The sequence below is a fragment of the Frankia sp. CpI1-P genome (assembly GCF_001421075.1).
Lineage (GTDB): Bacteria > Actinomycetota > Actinomycetes > Frankiales > Frankiaceae > Frankia > Frankia torreyi.
This window is the reverse complement of sequence record NZ_LJJX01000024.1, coordinates 81,449-102,770: the sequence shown is the minus strand read 5'-3', so window position 1 is coordinate 102,770 and position 21,322 is coordinate 81,449. Positions and strand designations below refer to the sequence as shown.

The 21,322-nt window shown below is 74.4% G+C and carries 14 protein-coding genes and 13 pseudogenes; 13 read left to right on the top strand and 14 right to left on the bottom strand.

What is annotated here, in order from left to right; translation table 11 throughout:
• Positions 1–593: 593 nt before the first annotated feature.
• Positions 594–1,261: pseudogene (locus tag FF86_RS50720) on the top strand (DEAD/DEAH box helicase); the annotation flags it as partial.
• A gap of 1 nt (position 1,262) precedes the next feature.
• The coding region (locus FF86_RS50715) for a DEAD/DEAH box helicase (RefSeq protein ID WP_242418928.1) at positions 1,263–2,255 on the top strand (993 nt) is incomplete at its 5' end.
• 81 nt (positions 2,256–2,336) lie between these two features.
• On the opposite strand, the gene FF86_RS66785 is transcribed toward FF86_RS50715, so the two are convergent.
• From FF86_RS66785 to FF86_RS50695, 11 genes and pseudogenes are all read right to left on the bottom strand, one after another.
• Entirely contained in the window at positions 2,337–2,723 is a 387-nt protein-coding gene (locus tag FF86_RS66785; protein WP_396229919.1) for a thiolase C-terminal domain-containing protein, read from the bottom strand.
• Between the two features lie 740 nt (positions 2,724–3,463).
• Positions 3,464–3,907: a Zn-ribbon domain-containing OB-fold protein gene (locus tag FF86_RS17110; protein ID WP_044885727.1), complete on the bottom strand. Its 444-nt coding sequence runs from the start codon at positions 3,905–3,907 to the stop codon at positions 3,464–3,466.
• 399 nt (positions 3,908–4,306) lie between these two features.
• Positions 4,307–4,564 (bottom strand): annotated as a pseudogene (locus FF86_RS36060) (hypothetical protein); the annotation flags it as partial.
• Entirely contained in the window at positions 4,561–4,806 is a 246-nt protein-coding gene (locus FF86_RS17105) for an AbrB/MazE/SpoVT family DNA-binding domain-containing protein (RefSeq protein WP_044885725.1), read from the bottom strand. The pseudogene FF86_RS36060 and the gene FF86_RS17105, both read right to left, overlap by 4 nt.
• A gap of 114 nt (positions 4,807–4,920) precedes the next feature.
• Positions 4,921–5,265, bottom strand: coding sequence for a glyoxalase/bleomycin resistance/extradiol dioxygenase family protein (locus tag FF86_RS17100; RefSeq protein WP_044885724.1), 345 nt, complete (start codon positions 5,263–5,265; stop codon positions 4,921–4,923).
• A 1-nt stretch (position 5,266) separates the two neighbouring features.
• Positions 5,267–5,433 (bottom strand): annotated as a pseudogene (locus FF86_RS63700) (CopG family transcriptional regulator); the annotation flags it as partial.
• Between the two features lie 102 nt (positions 5,434–5,535).
• Positions 5,536–6,081 carry a TetR/AcrR family transcriptional regulator C-terminal domain-containing protein gene (locus FF86_RS50710; RefSeq protein WP_255355827.1) on the bottom strand — a complete coding sequence of 182 codons (546 nt, stop codon included), beginning with the start codon at positions 6,079–6,081 and terminating at the stop codon, positions 5,536–5,538.
• Between the two features lie 11 nt (positions 6,082–6,092).
• A partial coding sequence (locus FF86_RS62640) for a helix-turn-helix domain-containing protein (protein ID WP_255355824.1) occupies positions 6,093–6,324 on the bottom strand: 232 nt, incomplete at its 3' end.
• Positions 6,325–6,466: 142 nt separating this feature from the next.
• Positions 6,467–7,582: a hypothetical protein gene (locus FF86_RS17085; RefSeq protein WP_236705859.1), complete on the bottom strand. Its 1,116-nt coding sequence runs from the start codon at positions 7,580–7,582 to the stop codon at positions 6,467–6,469.
• A gap of 1,030 nt (positions 7,583–8,612) precedes the next feature.
• Positions 8,613–9,076: pseudogene (locus FF86_RS50700) on the bottom strand (TetR/AcrR family transcriptional regulator C-terminal domain-containing protein); the annotation flags it as partial.
• Position 9,077: 1 nt separating this feature from the next.
• Positions 9,078–9,272, bottom strand: a 195-nt coding sequence (locus tag FF86_RS50695; RefSeq protein WP_255355826.1) for a TetR family transcriptional regulator, incomplete at its 3' end; no start/stop codon positions are given.
• A 175-nt stretch (positions 9,273–9,447) separates the two neighbouring features.
• Here FF86_RS50695 and FF86_RS17070 point away from each other — a divergent pair.
• The 9 genes and pseudogenes from FF86_RS17070 to FF86_RS17050 form a co-directional block, all read left to right on the top strand.
• A pseudogene (locus FF86_RS17070) lies at positions 9,448–9,937 on the top strand (nitroreductase family protein); the annotation flags it as partial.
• 1 nt (position 9,938) lies between these two features.
• Positions 9,939–10,062: pseudogene (locus FF86_RS62635) on the top strand (nitroreductase); the annotation flags it as partial.
• 134 nt (positions 10,063–10,196) lie between these two features.
• Positions 10,197–14,253 (top strand): annotated as a pseudogene (locus FF86_RS66780) (TIGR02680 family protein); the annotation flags it as partial.
• A 1-nt stretch (position 14,254) separates the two neighbouring features.
• Positions 14,255–14,375 (top strand): hypothetical protein (locus tag FF86_RS66775; RefSeq protein ID WP_396229918.1); only part of this gene is annotated, 121 nt, incomplete at its 5' end.
• Positions 14,372–15,768, top strand: a pseudogene (locus FF86_RS17060) (TIGR02677 family protein); the annotation flags it as partial. The gene FF86_RS66775 and the pseudogene FF86_RS17060, both read left to right, overlap by 4 nt.
• A gap of 1 nt (position 15,769) precedes the next feature.
• The coding region (locus tag FF86_RS50690) for a hypothetical protein (protein ID WP_242418931.1) at positions 15,770–15,913 on the top strand (144 nt) is incomplete at its 5' end.
• Positions 15,913–15,991: pseudogene (locus FF86_RS62630) on the top strand (hypothetical protein); the annotation flags it as partial. The gene FF86_RS50690 and the pseudogene FF86_RS62630, both read left to right, overlap by 1 nt.
• A 1-nt stretch (position 15,992) precedes the next feature.
• Positions 15,993–17,052 (top strand): annotated as a pseudogene (locus FF86_RS17055) (TIGR02678 family protein); the annotation flags it as partial.
• Positions 17,053–17,123: 71 nt separating this feature from the next.
• On the top strand, positions 17,124–18,359 hold the full coding sequence (locus tag FF86_RS17050) for a DUF2399 domain-containing protein (RefSeq protein WP_044885750.1): 1,236 nt from the start codon (positions 17,124–17,126) through the stop codon (positions 18,357–18,359).
• A 47-nt stretch (positions 18,360–18,406) separates the two neighbouring features.
• On the opposite strand, the gene FF86_RS17045 is transcribed toward FF86_RS17050, so the two are convergent.
• Positions 18,407–19,078 (bottom strand): NIPSNAP family protein, encoded by a 672-nt coding sequence (locus tag FF86_RS17045; RefSeq protein ID WP_052681139.1) that lies wholly within the window; start codon positions 19,076–19,078, stop codon positions 18,407–18,409.
• A 272-nt stretch (positions 19,079–19,350) separates the two neighbouring features.
• On the opposite strand from FF86_RS17045, the pseudogene FF86_RS50685 reads away from it, so the two are divergent.
• Positions 19,351–19,506: pseudogene (locus tag FF86_RS50685) on the top strand (SAM-dependent methyltransferase); the annotation flags it as partial.
• A gap of 1 nt (position 19,507) precedes the next feature.
• Positions 19,508–20,205: SAM-dependent methyltransferase (locus FF86_RS17040; protein ID WP_242418927.1), on the top strand; the 698-nt coding region annotated here is incomplete at its 5' end.
• Positions 20,206–20,289: 84 nt separating this feature from the next.
• Here FF86_RS17040 and nudC read toward each other — a convergent pair.
• Positions 20,290–20,909: pseudogene (nudC, locus tag FF86_RS50680) on the bottom strand (NAD(+) diphosphatase); the annotation flags it as partial.
• A 1-nt stretch (position 20,910) separates the two neighbouring features.
• A pseudogene (locus FF86_RS50675) lies at positions 20,911–21,294 on the bottom strand (NAD(+) diphosphatase); the annotation flags it as partial.
• Positions 21,295–21,322: the final 28 nt, after the last annotated feature.

The following is a 21,322-nucleotide window of genomic DNA, read 5'->3' as shown; positions in this document are numbered from 1 at the left end:
CCGGCCGCGGGCCCGCGCCGACGCGACGCCACCGGGAACCGAAGGCGATCTCCATCCGCGACAGTGATAGCTGACCAAGTAATACACCAGCACTACGCCTGCCGCAGGAGAGCGCCGCGGAACCGGGCGACGGATCCCAACCCCAGCCCCAGCTCCAGCTCCAGCTCCAGCTCCANCTCCAGCGATCATGAGTGCGGGCAAGCCCTCCTTGATCGCAACCCGGGGCACGCGCCAGCCGCTCACAGGTTCCATTCCGGTGTTCGGTGACGGAGTGTGATGCCAGCCGGATGCGGCGGGCACTCGGTGGCGACGCNGCTGGTGGGGCGTTCCCCGGGCGGTCCGCAGCACCTGCGCGCGGCAAGCGACTACCTTCGGAGCAGACCTGCCGGCACCAGCGCGGATGCCCGGATCACACGAGTCGCGACTGGGGGATGCGCATGAGCTTGACCACCGACCCGGACCCGGATCCGGACCCGACGAGAGACGTAGGCCAGGCCAGGGACGTCGGCCCGGCACGAGACGTCGACCNGGCACGAGACGTCGACCCGGCAGGGGACGTCAAGCCGGCAGGGGACGTCAAGCCGGCTGACGACGTGGCCGGCTTCGCCGAGCTGGCGCTGCGGCCCGAGCTGCTGCGCAGCCTCGCCGCCCTCGGGTACGAGGAGCCGACGCCGATCCAGCGGGAGGCCGTTCCGCCCCTGCTCGCGGGCCGTGACCTGCTCGGCCAGGCGGCAACCGGCACCGGGAAGACGGCCGCGTTCGCGCTCCCCCTGTTGCACCGCCTGACGGATGACCGCACCGGCGACCGCGGCCCGCAGGCCCTTGTGCTGGTCCCGACCCGGGAGCTCGCCGTCCAGGTGTCCGAGGCGATCCACCGGTACGGTCGTGATCTCGGCGCCCGGGTCCTGCCGGTGTACGGCGGGGCTCCGATCGGCCGGCAGGTCCGCGCGCTGGTGCAGGGGATCGACGTCGTGGTCGCCACGCCCGGCCGCGCGCTCGATCACATGGGTCGCGGGACGCTCCGCCTCGACGGCCTGCACACCGTCGTCCTCGACGAGGCCGACGAGATGCTCGACATGGGCTTCGCCGAGGACATCGACACGATCCTGGAGCAGGCGCCGCAGGATCGCCAGACCGTGCTGTTCTCGGCGACGTTACCGCCTCGGATGGACCAGATCGCCCGCCGTCACCTGCGCGATCCGGTCCGCATCCAGATCGGCCGCGCGGCGCCGGAGCCAGGCGCGGCACCGCTCGTCCGGCANGTCTCCTACGTCGTCCCCCGGGCATACAAGACGGCGGCGCTGGGCCGCATCCTCGACGTCGAGTCGCCCCGATCGGCGATCGTGTTCTGCCGCACCCGGGAGGAGGTCGACCAGCTCGCCGACTCGCTCAACGGGCGCGGCTACCGGGCGGAATCGCTGCACGGCGGGATGAGCCAGGAGCAGCGGGAGCGGGTGATGGAGCGCCTGCGCACGGCGACGGCCGACCTGCTCGTCGCGACCGACGTCGCCGCCCGCGGACTGGACTTCGAGCAGCTCACCCACGTGGTGAACTACAGCGTCCCGTCGGCGCCCGACTCCTACGTCCACCGGATCGGCCGGGTCGGGCGGGCCGGCCGCGAGGGGGTGGCCATCACCCTGGCGGAGCCGCGCGAGCACCGGATGCTCAAGACGATCGAGCGGGTCACCCGGCAGCGGATCGCCGTCGAGAAGGTGCCCACCGTCGCCGATCTGCACGCCCGGCGGCTGGAACTGACCCGTGCCGCGTTGCAGGAGAGCCTGCTCGAGGACGACCTGGAGCGGTTCCGCGTCGTCGTCGAGACGCTCACCGACGAGTTCGACCCCATCGAGATCGCGCTGGCCGCGGTGAAGCTCGCCCACGACGCCAGCTTCGTGCCGGACGACGCAGACGACATCCCCGACCTGCCGCCGGTGGCCGACGCGCGCGGCGAACGGGCAGGACGCGACGGCGCCGGCCGCCGGGAGCGGCGACCCCGACCGGCCAGCGGGGGCATGGCTCGGCTGTTCGTCGGTGCGGGCCGTGGCGCCGGCGTCCGGCCGCAGGACCTCGTCGGCGCGATCACCGGGGAGACCCGGTTGTCGGGCCGCGACATCGGCGCCATCGAGATCGCGCAGCGGTTCTCGCTCGTCGAGGTGCCCGACGGCGCGGCCGACGAGGTGATCGCCTCACTGCGGGGAAGCACCATCAAGGGTCGCCGGGTCGCCGTCCGCCGCGAGCGCCAGGACAGTCGCTAGCGCCCGCGGCGGGTGCGCGCGGGCCCGGCGGACCCGCCGCTTACCGGGTCGCGGTGAGCCGCTGACGACCCGGGGGGCCGCTTACGACCCGGTGAGCAGCATCGCGCCGGTGAAGGGGCCGACCGCGTTGGCCCACAGCGCGACCTCGGCGTCGGCGACCTGGCGTTCGCCCGACTGGCCGCCGCGCAGTTGCCGGGTGGCCTCGATGCAGAAGTTCGCGCCGTGGCGGCGGCCCACGTTGCACGCGCCGCCGTCGGTGTTCGTGGGCAGCGCGCCGGTGAGGCTCGTCCCGCCGCTGCTGACGAACGGACCGGCCTGCCCCGGCTCGCAGACCCCCAACGCCTCCAACCACTGCAGGGTGATGACGCTGAAACCGTCGTAGAGCTGGGCGCAGTCGAGGTCGGCGGCGGTCAGGTCGGTGTTGGACCACAGCTCCTGCAGGCAGTGCACCGGCGACGTCCGGACCATGTCGGGCAGCAGCTCGAAGGTCATGTCGTGGATCGCCGAGAGCGCGGTCGCCTCGACGAACACCGGCTTCTGGCGCAGGTCGCGGGCCCGCTGTTCGGTGGTGAAGATGACGGCCGCACCCGAGTCGCAGGGATAGTCGCAGTCGAGCAGCCGCAGCGGCTTGCTGATGTAGGGCGCGGCGAGGTAGTCCTCGGCCGTCAGCGGCTCCCGCAACAGCGCCTCGGGATTGTTCGCGGCGTAGCCGCGCTGGGTGACGGCGAAGTTCGCGAAGTCCTCCTCCGTCGCGTCGGACTCGTGCAGGTAGCGGTTGGTCAGCAGGCCCGCCCACTGCGCCGGCATCAGGTCGCCGAACGGGTGCTGGAACTGCGCGTCGAAGGCCATCCCGGTCCCGCCGGCCCACAGGTTGGCCCGGCTCGGCTGCTGCAGGATCACCCGCATGGCCACCACCACGTCGGCCTGGCCGCTGGCGACCGCGTGCGCGGCGTGGATGGCCGGGCTGATGAAGGCCGGCGAGATGCCGACGTCGAGGTGCCAGCGCAGCGGCGAGAAGCCGAGCATGTGCGCGAAGTCGATCGGGTTGCCACCCCAGGTGGTCAGCCCGTCGATGTCGGCGGATTCGAGACCGGCGTCCGCGAGGGCCGCCCGCGCCGCCTGGGCGGCGTGGTGGCGTTCGCTCAGNCCGGTGCGCCGCCCGGCGTCGGAGTAGCCGACGCCGACGATGGCGACCCGGCGCCCGCCCCTCACGCGAGGCTCCCCGCGGGCGCGAACACCGGGATCGTGAGGTCCGCGGAGAGGTCCTCGAAGGTGACCTCGACCGGCATCCCGAACCGGACGTCGGGCTCGGCGATCCCCACCAGGTTGGACAGCATCCGCAGGTCGGTCTGCTCCGCGAGCTCGATCGACGCGAGCAGGTAGGGGACTCGGTCGGCGAAGAACGGGTGGAACACCCGGCGCGTCTCGGTGAAGCTGTACACCGATCCCCGCCCGGACACCGGCTCGAACTCGAGGCGGAAGGAGCCGCAGCGCCGGCAGACCGGTCGCGGGAGGTGGATGAAAAGACCGCAGTCCTGGCAGCGCTGGAGCTCCAGCCTGCGCTCCCGCGCCGCGGCCCAGAACGGCGCGCTCAGCGCGTCGATCACCATTTCGGGGGGCGCGGGCCTCGCTAAGTCTGCCTGCTGCGTCATGCCGGCTTCGTCCTCTCGGGCTGGAACAGCCCATCCTCGGGCGCCGGGGGCGGCTCGGCCTGGGACCAGGAGACCACGGCAGCAACCGCCCCGTCCGCGCACCGACGACCGCCCACGCCGATCATGACCGACAACGGCGTCGTCCGGCACTTGCTCCCACCAGCACCGTAGTTCGACGCCTCGTCCCCGAGCAAGACGCGTCGTCCCGAGCAGGGGGTTGGCGCGGCGCGGACCTTCCGACGCACCGGCGTCAGAGCGCGAGCTGCTCNACGCTGGCCCCGACGGCCTCGTAGGTCACCGCGGCACGCTGATCAAGGCTCAGCAGGGTCGCGTCATGCTCGGTGGCGGTGAAGGCGATGAGGGCGTCGTAGGCCGGGCCGCCGAGGATCTGACTGGTCNCCAACCTGGCGAGAAGGTCCCGGTAGCCGGCGTCCGACAGGGGCAGGAACGGGCGGGAAACCGCTCGGCGAGGAACGCGTGCACCAGCGACGGCTGAGCCCGGTGCGGCGGAGGCAGTCGGGTCAGGACGGAGTAGGACTCAACCGCCGCATGAGCGATCAGGCGTGGCCGCCTCGCAAGAGCCTTGCGAGCGAGGTCGTGATGCTCGTGCCAGGTCGCAAAGGCCGCCACCACCACGCTGGAGTAGACCGCGTTCACCGCCGGGTCCGTTCCAGTGTCTCCCGGACCTGGTCGGCGGTCAGGACTGGCATGTCGGCGTCCGCCACGGCGACCACGCCGTCGCCGTCGTCGACGAGTCGCATCGGCGTGGGTGCCGGCACGATCTCCAACCGTCCGTCCCGTTCGGCAATCTCCAGAGGCTGGCCCGCCGTGAGGCCGAGCGCGTCGCGCAATACCTTCGGGATCACGACCCGCCCGGCAGCATCGATGGCAGTTCGCATACCAATAATCTACCATTCAGATCACACCGAGCAACCATCAGTCACTCGCTGTTCCTCGCAGCATCGCCTCCCTGTAGGGCGGCGGGAGGGGCGGCGGCGACGCGGGTTGTGGTGTCAGCCCCTGGTCGGGGCCTGGAGGCTCCAGGTGCGTCCGTCGGGGTCGCGGACGGTCATCTCGCGGGTGCCGTAGTGGGTCTCCTCGAACGGCGTGACCACCTCGACGGCGGGGTCGAGGCGGAACGCGTCCGCGTCGGCCACCGTCAGCACGGGCTGGATCCGGGGCACCTCGTCGGCGGGAACCTCGCGAAGGAAGACGTAGGGGCCGTCGCCGGCTCGCAGCAGCCCCGAGCCGTGGTCGGTCTCGAACTCCAGGGTGAACCCCAGCGACTGGAAGAACCTGGCCGCCCGGCCCCAGTTGTGGGTCTCCACGACCATGCCCTCGACGCCCTCGGTCGCCATGTCAGATCCCCTTCCCGGACGCCTGCCCGCGCTGGTCGCGGAGGGTGTCGTGGTCGCCGTGTGCGTCGAGGTCGTCGAGGTAGGTCCGCAGCGCGTCGGCGACCAGGGCCGACAGGGACAGCTCCGACTCGATGGCGCGATGCTTCACCCGCTTGATCAGCCCGATCGNCAGGTACACGTTGAACTGCTTGACGTCCTCATCCCCCACGGGCTCGATGCTAGCATTCTAGCCACGAGCTTCGCCACGGGTGCCGCGGCGCCGACGACGGCTCAGCGCTCGGCCACGTGGTATCTGCCGGCGATCCCGGTGGCGAGCAGCTCCAGGCCCAGCCGGAAACCCCGCTCGTCGACTCCCAGCACGCCGTCGATGTCGGCCAGCCGGCTGAGCTGGGGGTACTCGTCGGCCGGAAGCCGCCTGCCGGAGGCCGGCCCCGCGGCCGGCGCGCCGACCCCGCCGGCCGCGATGGCCCCGCCGGCCGCGGTGATGGTGGCAGTGGTGGCGGTAGCGGCGGTGGCCCGCGCCGCGTGCTCGAAGGCGACGAAGGAGCGGGTGTAGTTGAAGCAGACGTTGTAGACCGCGGCGGCGTCGGCCAGGGGCAGGCCGGCGCGCAGCAGCAGCCCGATGCCGGTGTCGAGCCGGCGGAGCTGGGCGGGGGTGAGGGCCGCGCGGATCACGAACGTGGGGGCGTAGAGCACCACCTCGCGGTACACCGGGAAGCTCTCCATCAGATCCCGGTAGGCGGTGAAGTAGGTGATGAGCTCGTCGCGCCAGGGGCCGCCCCCGGCGGGCGGCAACTGGCGGTGCAGGTCGGACATCACCTGGTCGNCCAGAGCCCCGAGCAGGTCGTCCTTGGTGTCGAAGTACCGGTAGACGCTCATCACGCCGCAGCCGAGCCGCCGGGCCAGCGCCGGCATGCTCAGCCGGGCGAGGCCGTCCTGCGCGGCGAGATCCCGCGCGGCCGCGAGGATCTCGCCACTGCTCAGCGAGCCGCGCGCCCGCCGGCGTCGCCCGACGGCCGACGACTGGGTGCCTTCGGCAGATTCACGCACGCCCGCCATTGTCGGGGCTCCACCCGTTGGCTGCGCTGTCGCGGCCCCGCCCGAAGCTGCCCTGTCACGGCCCCGCCCGAAGGCTGCGCCGCGCCCGACAGCCGCGCCCGACAGCCGCGTCGGGCGGGCGCGCTGCGGGCGGGGCCGGGCGTCACGGACGGACGGGCCGGGTCTGGGTGATCGTCGTGCCCCAGCTGTGCAGCGCGGCCCCGTGCAGGCCGCCGAGACCGCCCGCGACCATCACGAGGACGTCCTCGGGCCGGCGGGTGAGCGGGACCCGGCCGCGCGCGTCCACCCACCCGATGTCGGAGTACTGGCGCTGATGCTGGCGGGGGAACTCCGACAGCGGGATGGAGGCGTGCTCCCACAGGATGCGGCGCACGTCGTCAACGTCCGGGTACGCCTTGCCGACGAGCGCGGCCCAGACCGGGTTGAGCGCGATGACGACCTCGGCGAACGAGAGCTGGACGAGGTAGCCGTTGGCCCCGGGATGGGCCAGCGCGCGCCCGACGAACTCGAGCAGCACGTCGGCGTCGGTGGCCACCACCTCGCAGATGTTGGCCGTCCCCATCGTGCCGAACGCCGTCACCGCGTCGCCTGGCACACCGCGGCGCTCGGCGAGCGGCGCCCACGGCGAGCGTTCCTCCCACTCCCCGAAGACGATGCCGCTGACCCGGCCGGGCTGACCGAACGTGCTCTGCGAGGTGACGCCGACCCGCTGACCGGCGACGTTGCGCATGACCAACTGCAACGCCCGCCCGATCGACGCCGCCCGCCCGTCCGCTCCCCCGAGGCAACCGGCGCCGAACGGGATGCCCAGCGCATGCCGCTGCGCGCCGTTGACGATCAGGGCGGTCGTCACCGAGCCGGTCGTGGCGTTCAGGGCGTGCAGCTCGTAGCCGGGGTCGGCGACGGCCTCCACCGCGGCGCGCAGCAGCGGCAGCGCGGCCGCCGGCGCGCCGGCCATCACCGCGTTGACGGCGAGCTTCTCCGCGGTGACGGGGGCCCTCGACGGCGGCAGCGCGCCGATCACCTCGTCCGGCGGCGTCCCCCACTCGGCGAGGTAGCGCGCCACCCGCTCGGGCGTGGGCGGCACCAGCGGCAGCCCGTCGCTCCAGCCGCGTTCGCGCGCGAGGGCGTCGAAGGCCTCCTGGTCGGCGGGCACCTCGTGGACCACGCTCGCCAGCGCCGGGGGCGCGGACGTCGGGGTGCCCACGGTCGCCGTGCCCGCGGTGGTGGCGGTGCCCGCGGTGGTCACGGTGGTCATCGGACGACCGCCCCGATGGCGTCGAGCAGCGCCGGGAACGAGGAGCGGGCGTGCGCGCGCACCTGTTGCTCGGGCAGGGTGTTCAGCGACGAGGGCAGCTCGACCAGGCGCAGGCCCGGCCGGCCGTTGTCGGCGGCGAGGGTACGCGCGAGGCCGACGAAGTGCTCGGTGGCCGCGACGACCGTGGGCAGCCCGCGGTTGAGGGCGTTCAGGCCGTCCTTGACGCTCCATGAGGTACACGAACCGCAGTTCGCCAGGCCNGAGATCACGGCGTCGACCCCGCCGACGAAGGCGTCGTACTCCGCCTGCCTGCGCTCGCCCTCGGCGCCCTTGAGCCCCTGGGCACGCCGCCACGTCGTCACGATCGCGCCGGCCCGCTCCAGCTCGGCGATCCACTCGTCGACGGTCTGGTCCCACGCCTGCCACAGGACGTCGACCCGCACCCCGATGCGCCGGCCCCGCAGCGAGCCGAGATCCGGCCCCGGATCGGCGTCACCGGGCACGACGCCGCCGGTGGGGTCCAGCACGGTGATCGACGAAGGCCCCGGGCCGGCGGGCGCGACGCGGCCATCGCCGGCGACGCCGTCACCGGCGGGGACCGGCCGGCGGGAGTCGTCGATGCGCACCGCTGTGAGGCCGGGCAGGGCGCTGCGCAACCGGGTCTCGACCACCTGCCGTAACTGGTCGGGCGGCAGGGCGCAGTTGTCCCCGCAGTCCGCGTCGTCGAGGCGGAACGACAGGTCCACCGCGCCGGTGCGCTCGTCGACCGCGCTGAGCGCGAGCGTGCCGCCCTCGCTGCCCAGCAGCGCGGCGAGCTCGGCGACGGTCCGCGCAACCGTGGCGTGCCGCACACCCTGCACCAGGCCCGTCATGCCGCGACCCGATCGCGGGGCGGCCGGCGGCCGGCGGCCGGCGTCATTACCGATCCGTACATGGCGTCATCCCATCGTCGTCCGGGGAGTGGAGGCGATTAGCGTAAGCCTTACGCTAAGGGTCGTCCAGGGGCATCGGTCGACGGCGGCAGGCCGCGTCAGAGCCTGGGCGCGGAGGCAGAGGCGGGGGCAGAGGCAGAGGCGGGGGCAGAGGCGGGGACGCCCGGGCGCGCGGGGCGCAGGCCGTCGATGAAGAGGTCGAGCTCGGGGCCGAAGTCCGGCCGGCATTCGTCGGCGGCCATGACGGGCAGGATGAGCCGCAGGTGCGGTAGCTCCTCGCTGCGCGCCGCCGTGCGCGACCAGTCGTCGAGCAGGTCGGCCTGGTGCGTCTGCGCTCCGGCCGGGCTCGCCGTCTGGACCAGGACCGCGCCGAACAGCAGCCCGACCAGCGACCGGTAGCGGCGTACGGCGCTCGACCCGTCGAGCCCGGCGTCGAGAAGCGCCCCGAAGAACTCGTCGACGACGCGCAGCGCGCGGACCGAACGCGGGTCGGCCTGGCCCGCGACCACCGCTCGGGCCACGACCGGATGGGCCGCGAACGCCGCGAACGCGCTGTTGCCCANCAACCGCAGCCGTTCGTCCCAGGCGAGTGCGGGATCGGGCAACGGGATCGACTCGTACACGCGCGCCGCGATGCCGTCGAGCAGGTCACGCTTGTTCGCGACGTGGTTGTACAGCGACATCGCCTCCACCCCGAGCTCGGCCGCGAGCCGGCGCATCGTCAGACCGGCCAGGCCACGCTCGTCGGCGAGCCGCAGCCCGGCGTCGAGAACCGTCCGCNGGCTCAGGGTCTGACGCGGCACGGATCGCCTCCGAAAACAGCTGGGCAGAGCAGGGGTCGGCGGGCGTGATATTACGATACTTACCTTGTAAGCTTACGGCATAAGTGTTGGTCCAGTGCCGGCTTCAACGCTGGCTTCAGTGGAGGATCCCGTGGACGCCGAGACCCTGCTCACCACCACCCGTTCGGTCCGCCGCAAGCTCGATCTGGACCGGCCGGTGGAACCCGAGGTCCTCACCGACTGCCTGCGTATCGCCCAGCAGGCCCCGGCCGCCGGCATGCTGCGCTCGAACCTGCGCTGGATCGTGGTTCGCGACCAGGCTCTGCGCGAGAAGATCGCAGCGCCGATCCGCGAGGTGGGCCGCGAATCCCAGGCGAAGTACGGGCACCTGGTCGACGCCCGGACGCTCGCCTCCGGGAAGCACCTGCTCGACACGCTGCACCGCGTCCCGGTGCTGGTCGTGCCGTGCATGCAGGGCCGCCCCGCCGGCGACAACGGGGAACTGTCCGCCTTCTACGGCTCGGTCTACCCGGCGATCTGGAGCTTCCAGCTCGCCCTGCGCGCCCGCGGCCTCGGCAGCACCATGGTCGGCTACCACCTGATCGGCCGCGAGCAGGAGGTTGCCGGCATTCTCGGCATTCNCGCCGACGTCACCCAGATCTCGATGCTGGCCGTCGCCTACACGACCACCGACACCTTCCACCCCGCTGTCTGGCCCCCGGTCGAGGACATCACCTACCACGACGGCTGGGGCCACCTGGCCTAGCCCGCGGGCCCGCGACCGAGAGTCGGCGCAGCGCAGAGAAGGCTCCGTCACAGGGGATGACGACTGTCCGCGACGTGTAACAATCGGTAGGTAGGGCACGCCGGACACGGACCCGTTGAGAGAAGAGGAGCCTGTTGACCTTGGCCCCGGGCCCGACTCAGGCACCGGTCGCCGCCGCGCGGTGGCGGCCGTCGCGGGCGGGAATCCTCAACGTCTACCAGTACGGCGATGAGACGCTGCACTTCGCGGGCGGGCGCCTGCTGCTGCGGGGGGTCAACGGTTCCGGCAAGTCGACAGCGATGAACATGTTGCTGCCGTTCCTGCTGGAGGCCGACACTCGCCGGATCGATGCTGCCGGGGAGCAGACCGGCGTCCTGCGTTCGTGGATGCTCGCCGACACCGAGGAAACGCAGCGCACCGGTTACCTGTGGATCGAGTTCGCCCGGCCGGACGACGAGGTCCCCGGCGGGGTGCGCTACCACTGCTTCGGCTGCGGCATCCGGGCGAACCGCAGCACCGACCGGGTCACCTCCTGGTGGTTCTCCACCCCCCGACGTGCCCGGATCGACTTCTCCCTCACCGCCGACCGGACCCCCCTCACCATCGATGCGCTGCGCGCGGAACTCGGGGCGGAGGCCGTGTTCGCCAGGGCCGCGGACTACCAGGACGAGGTGTCCCGGCGGCTGTTCGGTGGCGCGAACCCGGCCGGCTACCTCGCGCTGCTCCACCAGATCCGCAACCCACGGGTCGGTGACCGCATCGACGCCGACCTGCCGCAACGCCTGCGGGAGGCGCTCCCGCCGGTGCCCCAGGACGCCATCGCCGACGCCGCCCAGCCGCTGGAGGACCTCGAGGACCACCGGCGCAACGTCACCGCGCTGGAGCAGACCGACCGCGCCCTGGGCAGCCTGCTCGACACCTACCGGCACTACGGTCGCCGGGTGCTGCTCGCCGCGGCGACGCAGGCGGTGACCGTGGTCAGCGCGGCCCGCTCGGCGGCCCAGCAGCGGGGGCGGCTACGCACCGCTGCCGAGACGGCGGTCGAGACCGAGCGCCGGCTCGGTGCCCAGGTCGACGCACTGGTGAAGGAGCAGTCCACGACGCAGGCGCGCCTGACCGGGCTGCGCAACTCCGCCGCCTACCGCGACCACCAGGCCCTGCTCGCCCGCGAGCAGCACGTGGCGGACCTGCGCACGCAGGCGACGCGGATGGCGGCGCAGCGAACGGACGCCCAGCGTCGCGTCGGCGTGGCCGCGACGACGGTGACCGCCCGGCGGGCCCGCGTCGATGGCGATCTGGACCGGATCCGACTCGGGTTGGCCGAGGTCGCTCGGCGGGCTCTGCCCGCGGCCGTCCCGCTGCGCCTGCCGGACCCACCGGTGCTGCGGGTCGAGCCCCACGCCGGTGGGGTGGAGGGACCGCGGTCGGGCGTCGACCCGCTGGCCGAACTCTCCCTGCGGTCCGCCGCAGACGCGCTGCGTCGACGCCGCCAGGACGTGCGCGAGGTGAGCGACCTGCTACGGGGCGCGGAAAGGGCCGACAGCGCGGCCGCGACGGCGAACGGCGTCGCCGAGACGGCTGGCGTCGACGCCGACCGGGCGCGCGAGCACGCGGCGAAGGCCCGTGACGAGGCCGCGACGGCCGGAGAGCGCCATCGCGCCGCCGTGCTGGACTGGGCCGGGCGCTTCGCCGAGCTGCTGCGGGCGGTGCCGCCGGCCGAGCCGGCCGGCCCCGCGGGCTGGCTGCCCGTGCCACCCGCGCCTGACCCCGGCGGCGACGAGCTGCGGGCCGTCGCCCGCGCCCGCGTCGACGCCGCGGCCGCCCTTGCCGCCGATGCCACGGAGGCGCTGGCCGCGGCCGTGGCGGCGGCGGGGGTCCGCGTCGAGGCGGCCACGTTCGAGGCCACTGGGCTGGCCGCGGAGCTGGCCGCGGTGCGGGCCGCCGCCGAGCTACCGCTGCCGCGGGGTGGTTGGCGCGCCGCGGAACCGGCGGACGCCGCCCTGTTCGCCTCGCTCGTCGACTTTGCCCCCGGTCTCGACGACGCCGCCCGGGCCGGTCTGGAGGCGGCGTGCGAGGCGGTCGGGCTGCTGACGGCACGGGTGCTCGACGACGGCAGCGTGTTGGCGGCGACGGGCGAGCTGCTCGTCGTCCCGGGACCCGCGGTGGCGCCGAACCTCGCCGCCGCGCTCGTCCCGGCGTTGCCGGTCGGGGCGGCGGTCGGCGCGGACGCCGTGCGCCGCGTCCTCGAGCATGTCGGGCTGGGCGCCGCGGCCGGGACCGCGCTGTGGGTGGACGTCGACGGCGCCTTCGCCGCGGGACCGCTGCGCGGCCGGCACGCCAAGACCGGTGCCGAGCATGTCGGCGCGGGCGCGCGGGCCGCGGCCCGGCAGCGCCGGATCGCCGAGCTCGCCGCGGCGCTGGACGTCGCCGAGCGGCGCCGCGACGTCCAGCGGGAGACGCACGGCACGCTGCGGCGGCACGCCGAGGCGCTGCGCACCCACGCCCGCACCGTGCCGTCCACCGCGCCGGTCGACGACGCGGCGGCGGCCGCCCTCGGCGCCACCGGTGACGCCCGGCGCGCCGCCGGCCGGGCCGCCGAGGCGCGCGAGGCTGCGGTCAGCGCCGAACGCGCGGCCGAGCAGACCTGGGCACGGGCCCAGACCGGCGCGGCGGCCGCCCGGCTCCCCCTCGACGACGACGCACTGACCAGCGCCGCAGCCGCGGTCACCGACGCCCAGGCGGAGCTGGACCGGATGCCGGGGCGAGTGGAGGCTGCCAGGCGTTCCCTCGACGACTGGGCGGCGGCCGTCGCGGCCTTTGTCGCGGAGTCCGACACCCTGACCAGGGCCGCCGAGGAGGCCGCCGAGACGGGGCTGGCCGCCGAGACGGCCACCGAGGAGCTGGCCGCGGCCCGCGCGGCGCTCGGTGAGGAACCGCGCCGGGTTGCCGAGCAGATCATCCAGCTGGAGGCCAGGTGTGGCCGGATCGACGGTGAGCTGGCTGCCGCCCGCCGCGCCCACACCGAGGCGTTCGGCCTGTCGGTGTCGGCGCGGGAGAGGGCGGACAGCGCCGCGGACGCCGCGGACCGGGCCGAGCGGGCATGCCGCGACCAGCGGACGGAGCTGCTCGCCGTGGCCACGGTCGACGGCCTGCTCGCGGCGTCCGCCCGGGAACGTCCGAGCGGCACCGAGAACCACAGCGACGCCGAGGACCACAGCGGACCGGCAGACCAGGACGAACAGGCTGCACAGGACGGGCAGGTGCGACCGCCGTCCACGCCGGACACCATCGAGGGGACGTCCCGGCTGGTCTCCTGGCTGCGCGAACGCGTGCCGGAGCCGGAGCGCGACGTCAACGAGGACGCACTGCACCGCTCGCTGCGCGCCATCCGGGACGGCCTGGGCGCCGGCTGGGACGCCGAGTCCCGCCGCGGCGCGGACGGCGCGCCGCTGGCCGTGGAGGTGTCCGGCCCCTACGGCCGCCGCGTGCTGCCCGACGCCACCATCCAGGTCGCGGCCGACCTGCGCCGCGCCCGCGGGCTGCTCACCGCCCAGCAGGATCAGGCGCTGCGCAACCTGCTGCACGGCCGGGTCGCCCAGGAGGTCGCCCGCGCGCTGTTCGACGCGCGGGAGCTGATCGACCGGATGAACGCGGTCCTCACAGCGGTGACGACCAGCCAGGGCATCGGCGTCCGGCTCGACTGGCGAACCCGCGGCGATCTCGACCCGGCCACCGCCACCGCGCTGCGGCTGCTGGCCAAGGACCCGGACGCGCGCACCGCCGAGGAGGACGCCGCCGTGCGCGCCGCGGTCGCCGGCCTCGTCGACGAGGCCCGCGCCGAGCGTCCCGAGGCGTCCTACCGAGACGTCATCGGCGTGGTGCTCGATTACCGGAACTGGTACGAACTGCGGATCTACCTGTGCCGGCCGGGGCGCGCCGACGAGCTGCTCGGCCGGCGGACCCGGCTGTCGGAGGGAGAGAAGAAGCTCGTCACCTACCTGCCGATGGCGGCGGCGGCCTCCGCGTCGGCGGCCGCCCACGATCCCCACGGCGTCGGCGCGCCGCGACTGATCCTGCTCGACGATGCCTTCGCGAAGGTGTCGGAGGACAACCACGCTCGGTTGTTCGGCCTGCTGGTGAGCCTGGATCTCGACTTCGTCGTGACGAGCGAGCGATTGTTCGGCACCCACGNGGACGTACCCGAACTGTCGATCATCGAGGTGCTGCGCGACCCGGACCTGCGCACGATCGCGCTGGTCCACTACCACTGGGACGGCCGGGCGCGCACCGAGCTGGCGGTCGCGTCCCGATGAGCGACGCCGGGACCGCCGGGTCGAGCAGTACCACGGGCGCGAGCCGAGGCGAGGTGCACGCCTCGGTGTTCGCCTACGTGACCGAGAGCCCGGACTACCGGGTGATCCTCGGAATCTTCGCGGGAACCTTCTTCGCCGAGCTCACCCCGGACGACATCACCGCCCGGCTCGCCGAGGCGGGCGTGATCCTCCCGATCGAGACGGTCACCGGTCGGCTGGAGAAGCTGCGCGAGTGGGGCAACCTCGACGTGTCGGCGTCGGTCGGCACGGTCGGCACCGTCGCCGACTACTACCGGCGCCGCAACCGGTATCTCATCACCCGGATCGGGCAGGAGGTGCACGAACTCGTCGAGGGCGTACTCGCCCAGGTCGACGACGTCCGCGACGTCTCCCTCGGCCGGCTCGACGCGCTCGCCGCCGCGCTGGACGCGTTGCTGCGGCTTGACCTCGAACGTGCCGACCCGGCGGTGCTCGCCGACCACGTGCGGGCCGTCTTCGACCCGCACCGCGCCTTCTCCGCCGAGATCACCCAGTTCTTCGCCGCGATCAACCAGTGGCAGTCGCGGTTCGACCTCGACGAGACCGAGTTCGCGTTCTTCTCCGAGGTGCTCGTCGGCTATGTCGGCGAGCGGCTGGAGGCGCTGGAACGCCGGGCCCGGCCAATCGCCGCGCTGCTCGCGGTGCTGGCCCCGGACGTGGGTGTGCTGGTGGCCCGGGCCCGGGACGGCCTGGCCGCGCGGGTCGCCGAGGCGGGGCTGACCGGGGTGCGGGTTCGCGCCGAGCATGGCAGCAGCGCGGCGGACTGGGAGAACCTCACCGCCTGGTTCCTCGGACGGCCGGGCACTCCGAGCCGGGTCGCGACCCTCGGCCACGATGCGGTGAACGCGGTGCGCACCCTGACCCAGAATCTCACCCGGCTGTCCCGCTCCGGCGTCGGCGGCACCTCCCGGCGGGCCGACTACCTGCGCCTCGCCGCCTGGTTCGAGCAGGCCGGCCGCGACAGCCCGCAGGAGTCGCACCGGCTCGCGGCGGCCGCCTTCGGCCTGTTCGGCGCCCGGCACCTCGCCGCGGCGGCCGGCGACGAGACCGATCCCGTCCCGTCCGCCACGTCGTGGTGGAACGCACCGGTGGCGCGGGTGCCGGTCAGCCTGCGCCAGCGCGGCGACACCACCAACCGGGGCCGCTCCGGGCAGATCCTCGACCGTTCGCGGGAACGGGCGCACCTGCTGGCCCGACGCCGGGCGGCGCAGGAGCGGGAGGCCGCGGCGCGCCAGGAGCTGCTGGCCGCCGCCGGCCCCGACGGCGCCCTCGGCGACGGCACCCCGCTGTCCGAGGCGGCGCTGGCCCGCCTGCAACGCCTGCTGGGACCGGCCGTCGCGGCGATGGGGCCGAGNCGGTCGAAGGGCGAGTCCGAGGCCGACGGGTTGCGCTGCGTCGTCGAACGTCGACCGGGGCAGCCGACCACGCTACGCACCCCGGTGGGCACCCTGACGGTGCACGACCTGGCCCTGACCCTGCTCCCGCTGCGGGAGGCGTGATGACGCGCGACGATCCGCAGCGGCCCGGCGAGCTGACGGCCGCCGCACGGGCGCTGCTCGCCCGGCCCTGGCGCCCGGNCGAGGCCGACCGGTCGCTGTTCGTCCTGATCCGCCGGCATGCCGACGTGCTCGACCGCTGGTTCACCCAGCGGCTGGGCTACCGGCTCGTCGTCGGCGCCGACACGGCGCGGCTGGTCAAGTCCGGCTACGTTCCGCCCGACCGGCCGCTGCGCACCCACACCGACCATCCGTTCACCACCCGCCAGTACGTCGTGCTCGCCCTGGTCCTGGCCGCGACGGCGGCGGGCCCCGACCGGATCAGCCTGCGCGACCTCGTGCTGCAGGTGCGATCCGCGGCGGCCGACGCGGAGATCACCCTGGACGGTGCCGCGGGGGAACGGCGGGCCCTCGTCACCGCGTTGCGGTTCCTCATCGAGCACGGCGTGGTGCGTGAGCTGGACCGGTCGGTCAGCGGCTACGAGACGGACGAGGGTGCGGACGCCCTGCTGGAGATCCGCAACGACCGGTTGGCGATGCTGCCCGCGCCGGCGCTGGTGGGGGCACGATCGGCCGCCGACCTGCTGGAACGGGCCGGGGGCGAGGGGCGCGGTCGGGCGGCGCTGCGCCGGCGGCTGGTGGAGGACCCGGTGTTGTACGCCGACGACGTGGCGCCCGAGGACTGGGCGGAGCTGCGCCGCCGCTTCGGCGAGGAGGCCCGCTACTGCGAGGAGATGTTCGGTCTGCTCGTCGAGGCCCGGGCCGAAGGGGTCGCCGCCATCGATATCGACGGGGGATGCAGCGACGTGGTGTTCCCCGCGGGCGGGACGACGGCGCACGCGGCGCTGCTGCTCGTCGAGGCGCTCGTCGCCCGCCACCGCGGCGGCGCCACCACGGACGACGTCGACGACGAGCTCGACGATCTGCTCGAACGTTACGGCCGGTACTGGCGCAAGGACGCCGTGGCCGAGCCGGCGCGGCTGCGCGACGAGGCCGTGGCGCTGCTCGCCTCGATGGGGCTGGTCCGGTGGGAGCCCGACGGCCGGTTGTGCCCCCGTCCCGCCGCCGCGCGGTTCGCCGCGCGCGTCACGGTCAGCGAACCTCGAAGCGAGCCGCCGGCGGACGAGCCCGAGCAGGCAATGNTGCTGTGAGGCCACCGACGGTTCCNGGCAATGCCGAGACCGGCGCCCAGACCTCCGACGCGCACCCGTTCCTGGCCGATCCGGCGCTGCGCCCGCTGTGGCAGTCCGTCGCGGCGGCGCTGGACCGCAACGGCCTGGACTGGCGCGGCCGGCTCGCGCTGCCCGCTCTGCCGGCCGAGGGACGCCGCCGCCTCGGGGTCATGGTGGAACGGCCCGTGCCCGCGGGACGCCGGGCGCTGCCGCTCACCGACGTGGCCGCCGCGGTCGAACGGCTGACCGGGACCGGGCTCGTCGAGGCGCTCACCGCCCTTGGCTACGCGCCGCGAGGGCGCCACGAGGCGGCGCTGGTACGGCGCGAGGAGTCCCGGCGACGCCGGGCCGCCCTCGACATGGCGGTCGAGACCCATCTCGCGGCCCTCCCGCGGCCGGACCGGGATACCGGTTCGGCGACCGGCTGGGCGACCGGCTGGCGGGACGCGGCCTGGTCCGACGGGTTGTTCGCCGGCCGCGCGCCGGACGAGGTCGCGGCCCTGGTCCGCACGGTGGCGGCGGTGCTCGCGCACACCGGCTCGGGGCTGAGCCGTGGGGAGATCGCCGCCAGGGAATGCGGCGACGCCCACGCGCTGGACAGCTCCACCCGGCTGACCGCCCTGGTCACTCGGGCCCTGGTGGCCCGGGACGGCCCGGCGGGCGAGCGGGCCGCCTGGGAGCGCGCCGGCATCCCGCTCGACCTCGTCTCCGCGCCGGTCCTGACCTGGGCACTGCCGCTACTCGGCGACTCGGCCGCGGCCTTGGCCGCCCGCGCGATGACCGCCGCCGGGCTGCCTGTGCACCTGACCGTGCTGGCGCTGCGCGCGGCGCCGATCGCCGTCGTCGCGGGCACGCCCGTGCTCGTGGTCGAGAACCCACGCCTGGTCGAGGCCGCGGCCCGCCGCCGGCTGCCCGCGGCGGTGCTGTGCACGGGCGGCAACCCGGCGACCGCCCCGTCGGAGGCGATCGCGCGGCTGCGGGCGAGCGGCGCACAGCTGCGCTACCACGGCGACTTCGACGCCGCCGGCCTGGCGATGACGGCGCGGGCCCGGGCGGCCGGCTGCACACCGTTCCACATGTCGGCCGCCGACTACACCGCGGCCCTCGCCGCGGCCCGCGCCGAAAACGTCGACCTCCCCCGCGACTCGGCCCCGGCCCCACCCACCCCGTGGGATCCCGATCTCGCGACGGCGTTCGACGACACCCGGGCGATCGTGCACGAGGAGCGGGTGATGGACGAGGTACTCACCGCCCACGGCGGCACATTCCCGCGGTGACCCGACCGCGCGAGGTCCGACCCTGCCCCGACCCAGGTGGGGCGGAATCAGTGCAGCGGGGAGAAGGCGGTCGGCCAGGCCATGATCGACTGGGCGTCGAGGATCTGTTCCGGGGCGCCGGCCGGGGGCCAGATGCCGCGGGCGGCGAGGTCGCGGCGGATCTCGACCCGCTCGTCCAGGCCGCCGAACGGCCAGATGTGGATGATGCGCGTCGGGCCGTCGAGCGCGTACATGGCGACGGTCAGCGGGTCGATGACGTGGCGGGCGGGCAACGCCCCGCGCCAGGCCTCGATGGTCGGCGACAGGCCGCCGGGGCGCAGGTGGTAGTCGCGGATCTCGTAGACCCTGCCGAACTCGCCGGGTCGGACCGGGGGGACGAACGGGAACGGCGCGAAGCTCGCCAGGGAGAGGTCGGTGACGACGCTGCCGGGCCCGGCGCCGAACGGGGCGGCGGACAGGCGGGCTCGGGTTCGCTCGGCCGCGAGCTCGCCGTCATCGTCGAACGACCGCAGGACGAACAGCCGGCCGAGTGGGCCGTGCTCGGTCTGCCAGCAGCCGAGCAGGCGACCCCGCGCGCCCTCGCCCTCCACCCAGGGCAGCACCCCCTCGGCGGCCCGCCCGCCGTCGGCCAGGCCGAAGTGCAACGTCGCCAGCTCGTAGCGGACGGCCTGCTCGGCGGCGCCCAGGTCGGCTCCGGTGATGGCGGCGGGCTCGGTCATGCGGCTCCTTCGGTCACGATCGGTCGGTCGCGCCGGCGGCATCCCAACCGCCGAGTCGACTACCTGACCTATCGACTACCTGACTTACTGACCTATACCTGACCCGCCGGCTCGCCGCCGCGCCCATCGGCGGGCCGTCCACCGCCGGCACCGGACGGCGCCGGTCCGGACGCGGCGGCGGGCGGTGCACGCGGACCGCCGGTCCCTCCGGCGTCCCCTCCCGTCTAAGGTGATTCGGGACGATCGCGCCGAAACGTAGGGGGTCGACGGCGATGAGCGAGGCCGGGGCGGGCACGACCGGGACGGGCTGGTTCACGCCGGTGGCGGCGGACGTCCAGCCGGCGGACCTGAACACCGGGGTTCCCCATCCGGCCCGGATGTACGACTACTACCTCGGCGGGAAGGACAACTTCCCCGCCGACCGGGAGNCCGCCGAGCAGGCCATCGCCGCGTTCCCGAACACCCGCAACGCCGCCCGGCAGAACCGCGCGTTCCTGATCCGGGCCGTGCGCCACCTCGTCGGTGAGGTCGGCGTCCGCCAGTTCCTCGACATCGGCACCGGCATCCCCACCTCGCCGAACCTGCACGAGGTCGCGCAGGGCATCGCGCCGGACACCCGCGTCGTCTACGCCGACAACGACCCGATCGTCCTCGCCCACGCCCGGGCGCTGCTGACCAGCACCGCGCAGGGCCGCACCGCCTACCTCGACGCCGACATCCGCGACCCCGAGCGCATCCTCGCCTCCCCCGAGCTGCGCGGCACCCTCGACCTGACGAAGCCGGTCGCGCTCTCCCTCATCGCGATCTTCCACTTCATCGACGACGCGGACGACCCGTACGGCATCGTCCGCCGGCTCGTCGACGCACTCCCGTCCGGTAGTTACCTCGCACTGACGAACGCGACCGGCGACCACGACCCGACGTTCGAACCGGCCGCGGAGACCTACCGCAGCCGCGGCGTCACGATGCGCCTGCGCCACCGCGCCGAGGTGGAGCGCTTCTTCGACGGCCTGGAGCTCATCGACCCGGGCGTCCAGGTCGTCCACCGCTGGCGCCCCGACCCCACCACCGAGGACCTCACCGACGCGCAGGTCAGCGTCTACGGCGGCATCGCGCGCAAGCCATGATGCGCCGACCGCCATGATGCGCTGACCGCGGTGGCCGGCCGCAACCCGATGGACCGCATCGTGGTTGCGGGGCTGCCGGATCGGTCAGCCGGCGGCAGACCAGGAGTCGATCATGGTGCGGGCGATGGACATCCGGCCGGGCAGGCGGATCGGCGGGGTGGCGGTCGCGGGTGAATCGTCCGCGGTGGCCCAGCCGTCGCCGCGGGCCAGGGCCTCGCGCACCTCGTCGCGGGTCACCCACAGCGCCTCACTGATCTCCGTCTCGTCCAGGCGCAGCGGCTGGGCGGGATCGGCCACCGCGTGGAAGCCGAGCATCAGGGACCGCGGGAACGGCCAGGCCTGGCTGCCGAGGTAGCGGATGTCGGTGACGTCGAGCCCCACCTCCTCGCCGATCTCGCGCGCCACGCACGCCTCCAGCGACTCGCCCGCCTCGACGAAGCCGGCGAGCACCGAGAAGCGGCCCGCCGGCCAGGCCCGATGGCGGCCGAGCAGCATCCGATCCGCGCCGTCGTGCACCAGGCAGATCACCGCCGGGTCCGTCCGCGGGTACTCCTCGTGGTGCTGCGCCTCGCAGACGCGCGCCCAGCCGGCGTTGGCCAGCCGGGTCGGCGAACCGTCATGGGCGCAGAACTGGGCCCGGCCGTGCCAGTTCAGCAGGGCAACCCCCGCGGCCAGCAGCGCAGCGTCGCGTTCGCCGAGCTCGGNGCCGACCGAGAACAGGTTGAGCCACCGGACCTCGTCGCCGGCCGCGGTCTGCTCCGCGCCGCCGCGCACCGCCCAGTACGCGACCCCGTCGGCCTCGCCGAGCAGCAGCGCGTCCGGCGGCGGGGAACCAGCGACCTCGGTCGCCGGCGGCATCCACAGCCTGGGGTTGGCGCCCGCGTCGTCGACGCCGGGCACCGCGTCGGCGCCGGACCCGTCGACCGGCGGCCCCCACCGCACGGGGCTGCGGCCCTCCTCGTCGACGAGGACGACCCGGGCCGTCGCCCAGGCCTCCTTCTGCCGCCCGGTGTCCTGCCGCAGAGGCTCGTCCCGCAGCAGGGCGGCCCCCGCCAGGACAGGCGGCCGAACCAGCCCGAAGTCAGTCACAGTGGCATCCTCCAGTAGAACCCGCGCG

What these genes read in the sequence shown, in the direction of transcription:
- FF86_RS17045 (WP_052681139.1), bottom strand. Translation starts at nt 19,078, where the DNA reads ATGACCGAGCCCGCCGCCATCACCGGAGCCGACCTGGGCGCCGCCGAG.
- FF86_RS17110 (WP_044885727.1), bottom strand. Translation starts at nt 3,907, where the DNA reads ATGACGCAGCAGGCAGACTTAGCGAGGCCCGCGCCCCCCGAAATGGTG.
- FF86_RS17100 (WP_044885724.1), bottom strand. Translation starts at nt 5,265, where the DNA reads ATGGCGACCGAGGGCGTCGAGGGCATGGTCGTGGAGACCCACAACTGG.
- FF86_RS17085 (WP_236705859.1), bottom strand. Translation starts at nt 7,582, where the DNA reads ATGACCACCGTGACCACCGCGGGCACCGCCACCACCGCGGGCACGGCG.
- FF86_RS17105 (WP_044885725.1), bottom strand. Translation starts at nt 4,806, where the DNA reads ATGCGAACTGCCATCGATGCTGCCGGGCGGGTCGTGATCCCGAAGGTA.
- FF86_RS66785 (WP_396229919.1), bottom strand. Translation starts at nt 2,723, where the DNA reads ATGGTCCGGACGTCGCCGGTGCACTGCCTGCAGGAGCTGTGGTCCAAC.
- FF86_RS50710 (WP_255355827.1), bottom strand. Translation starts at nt 6,081, where the DNA reads ATGTCCGACCTGCACCGCCAGTTGCCGCCCGCCGGGGGCGGCCCCTGG.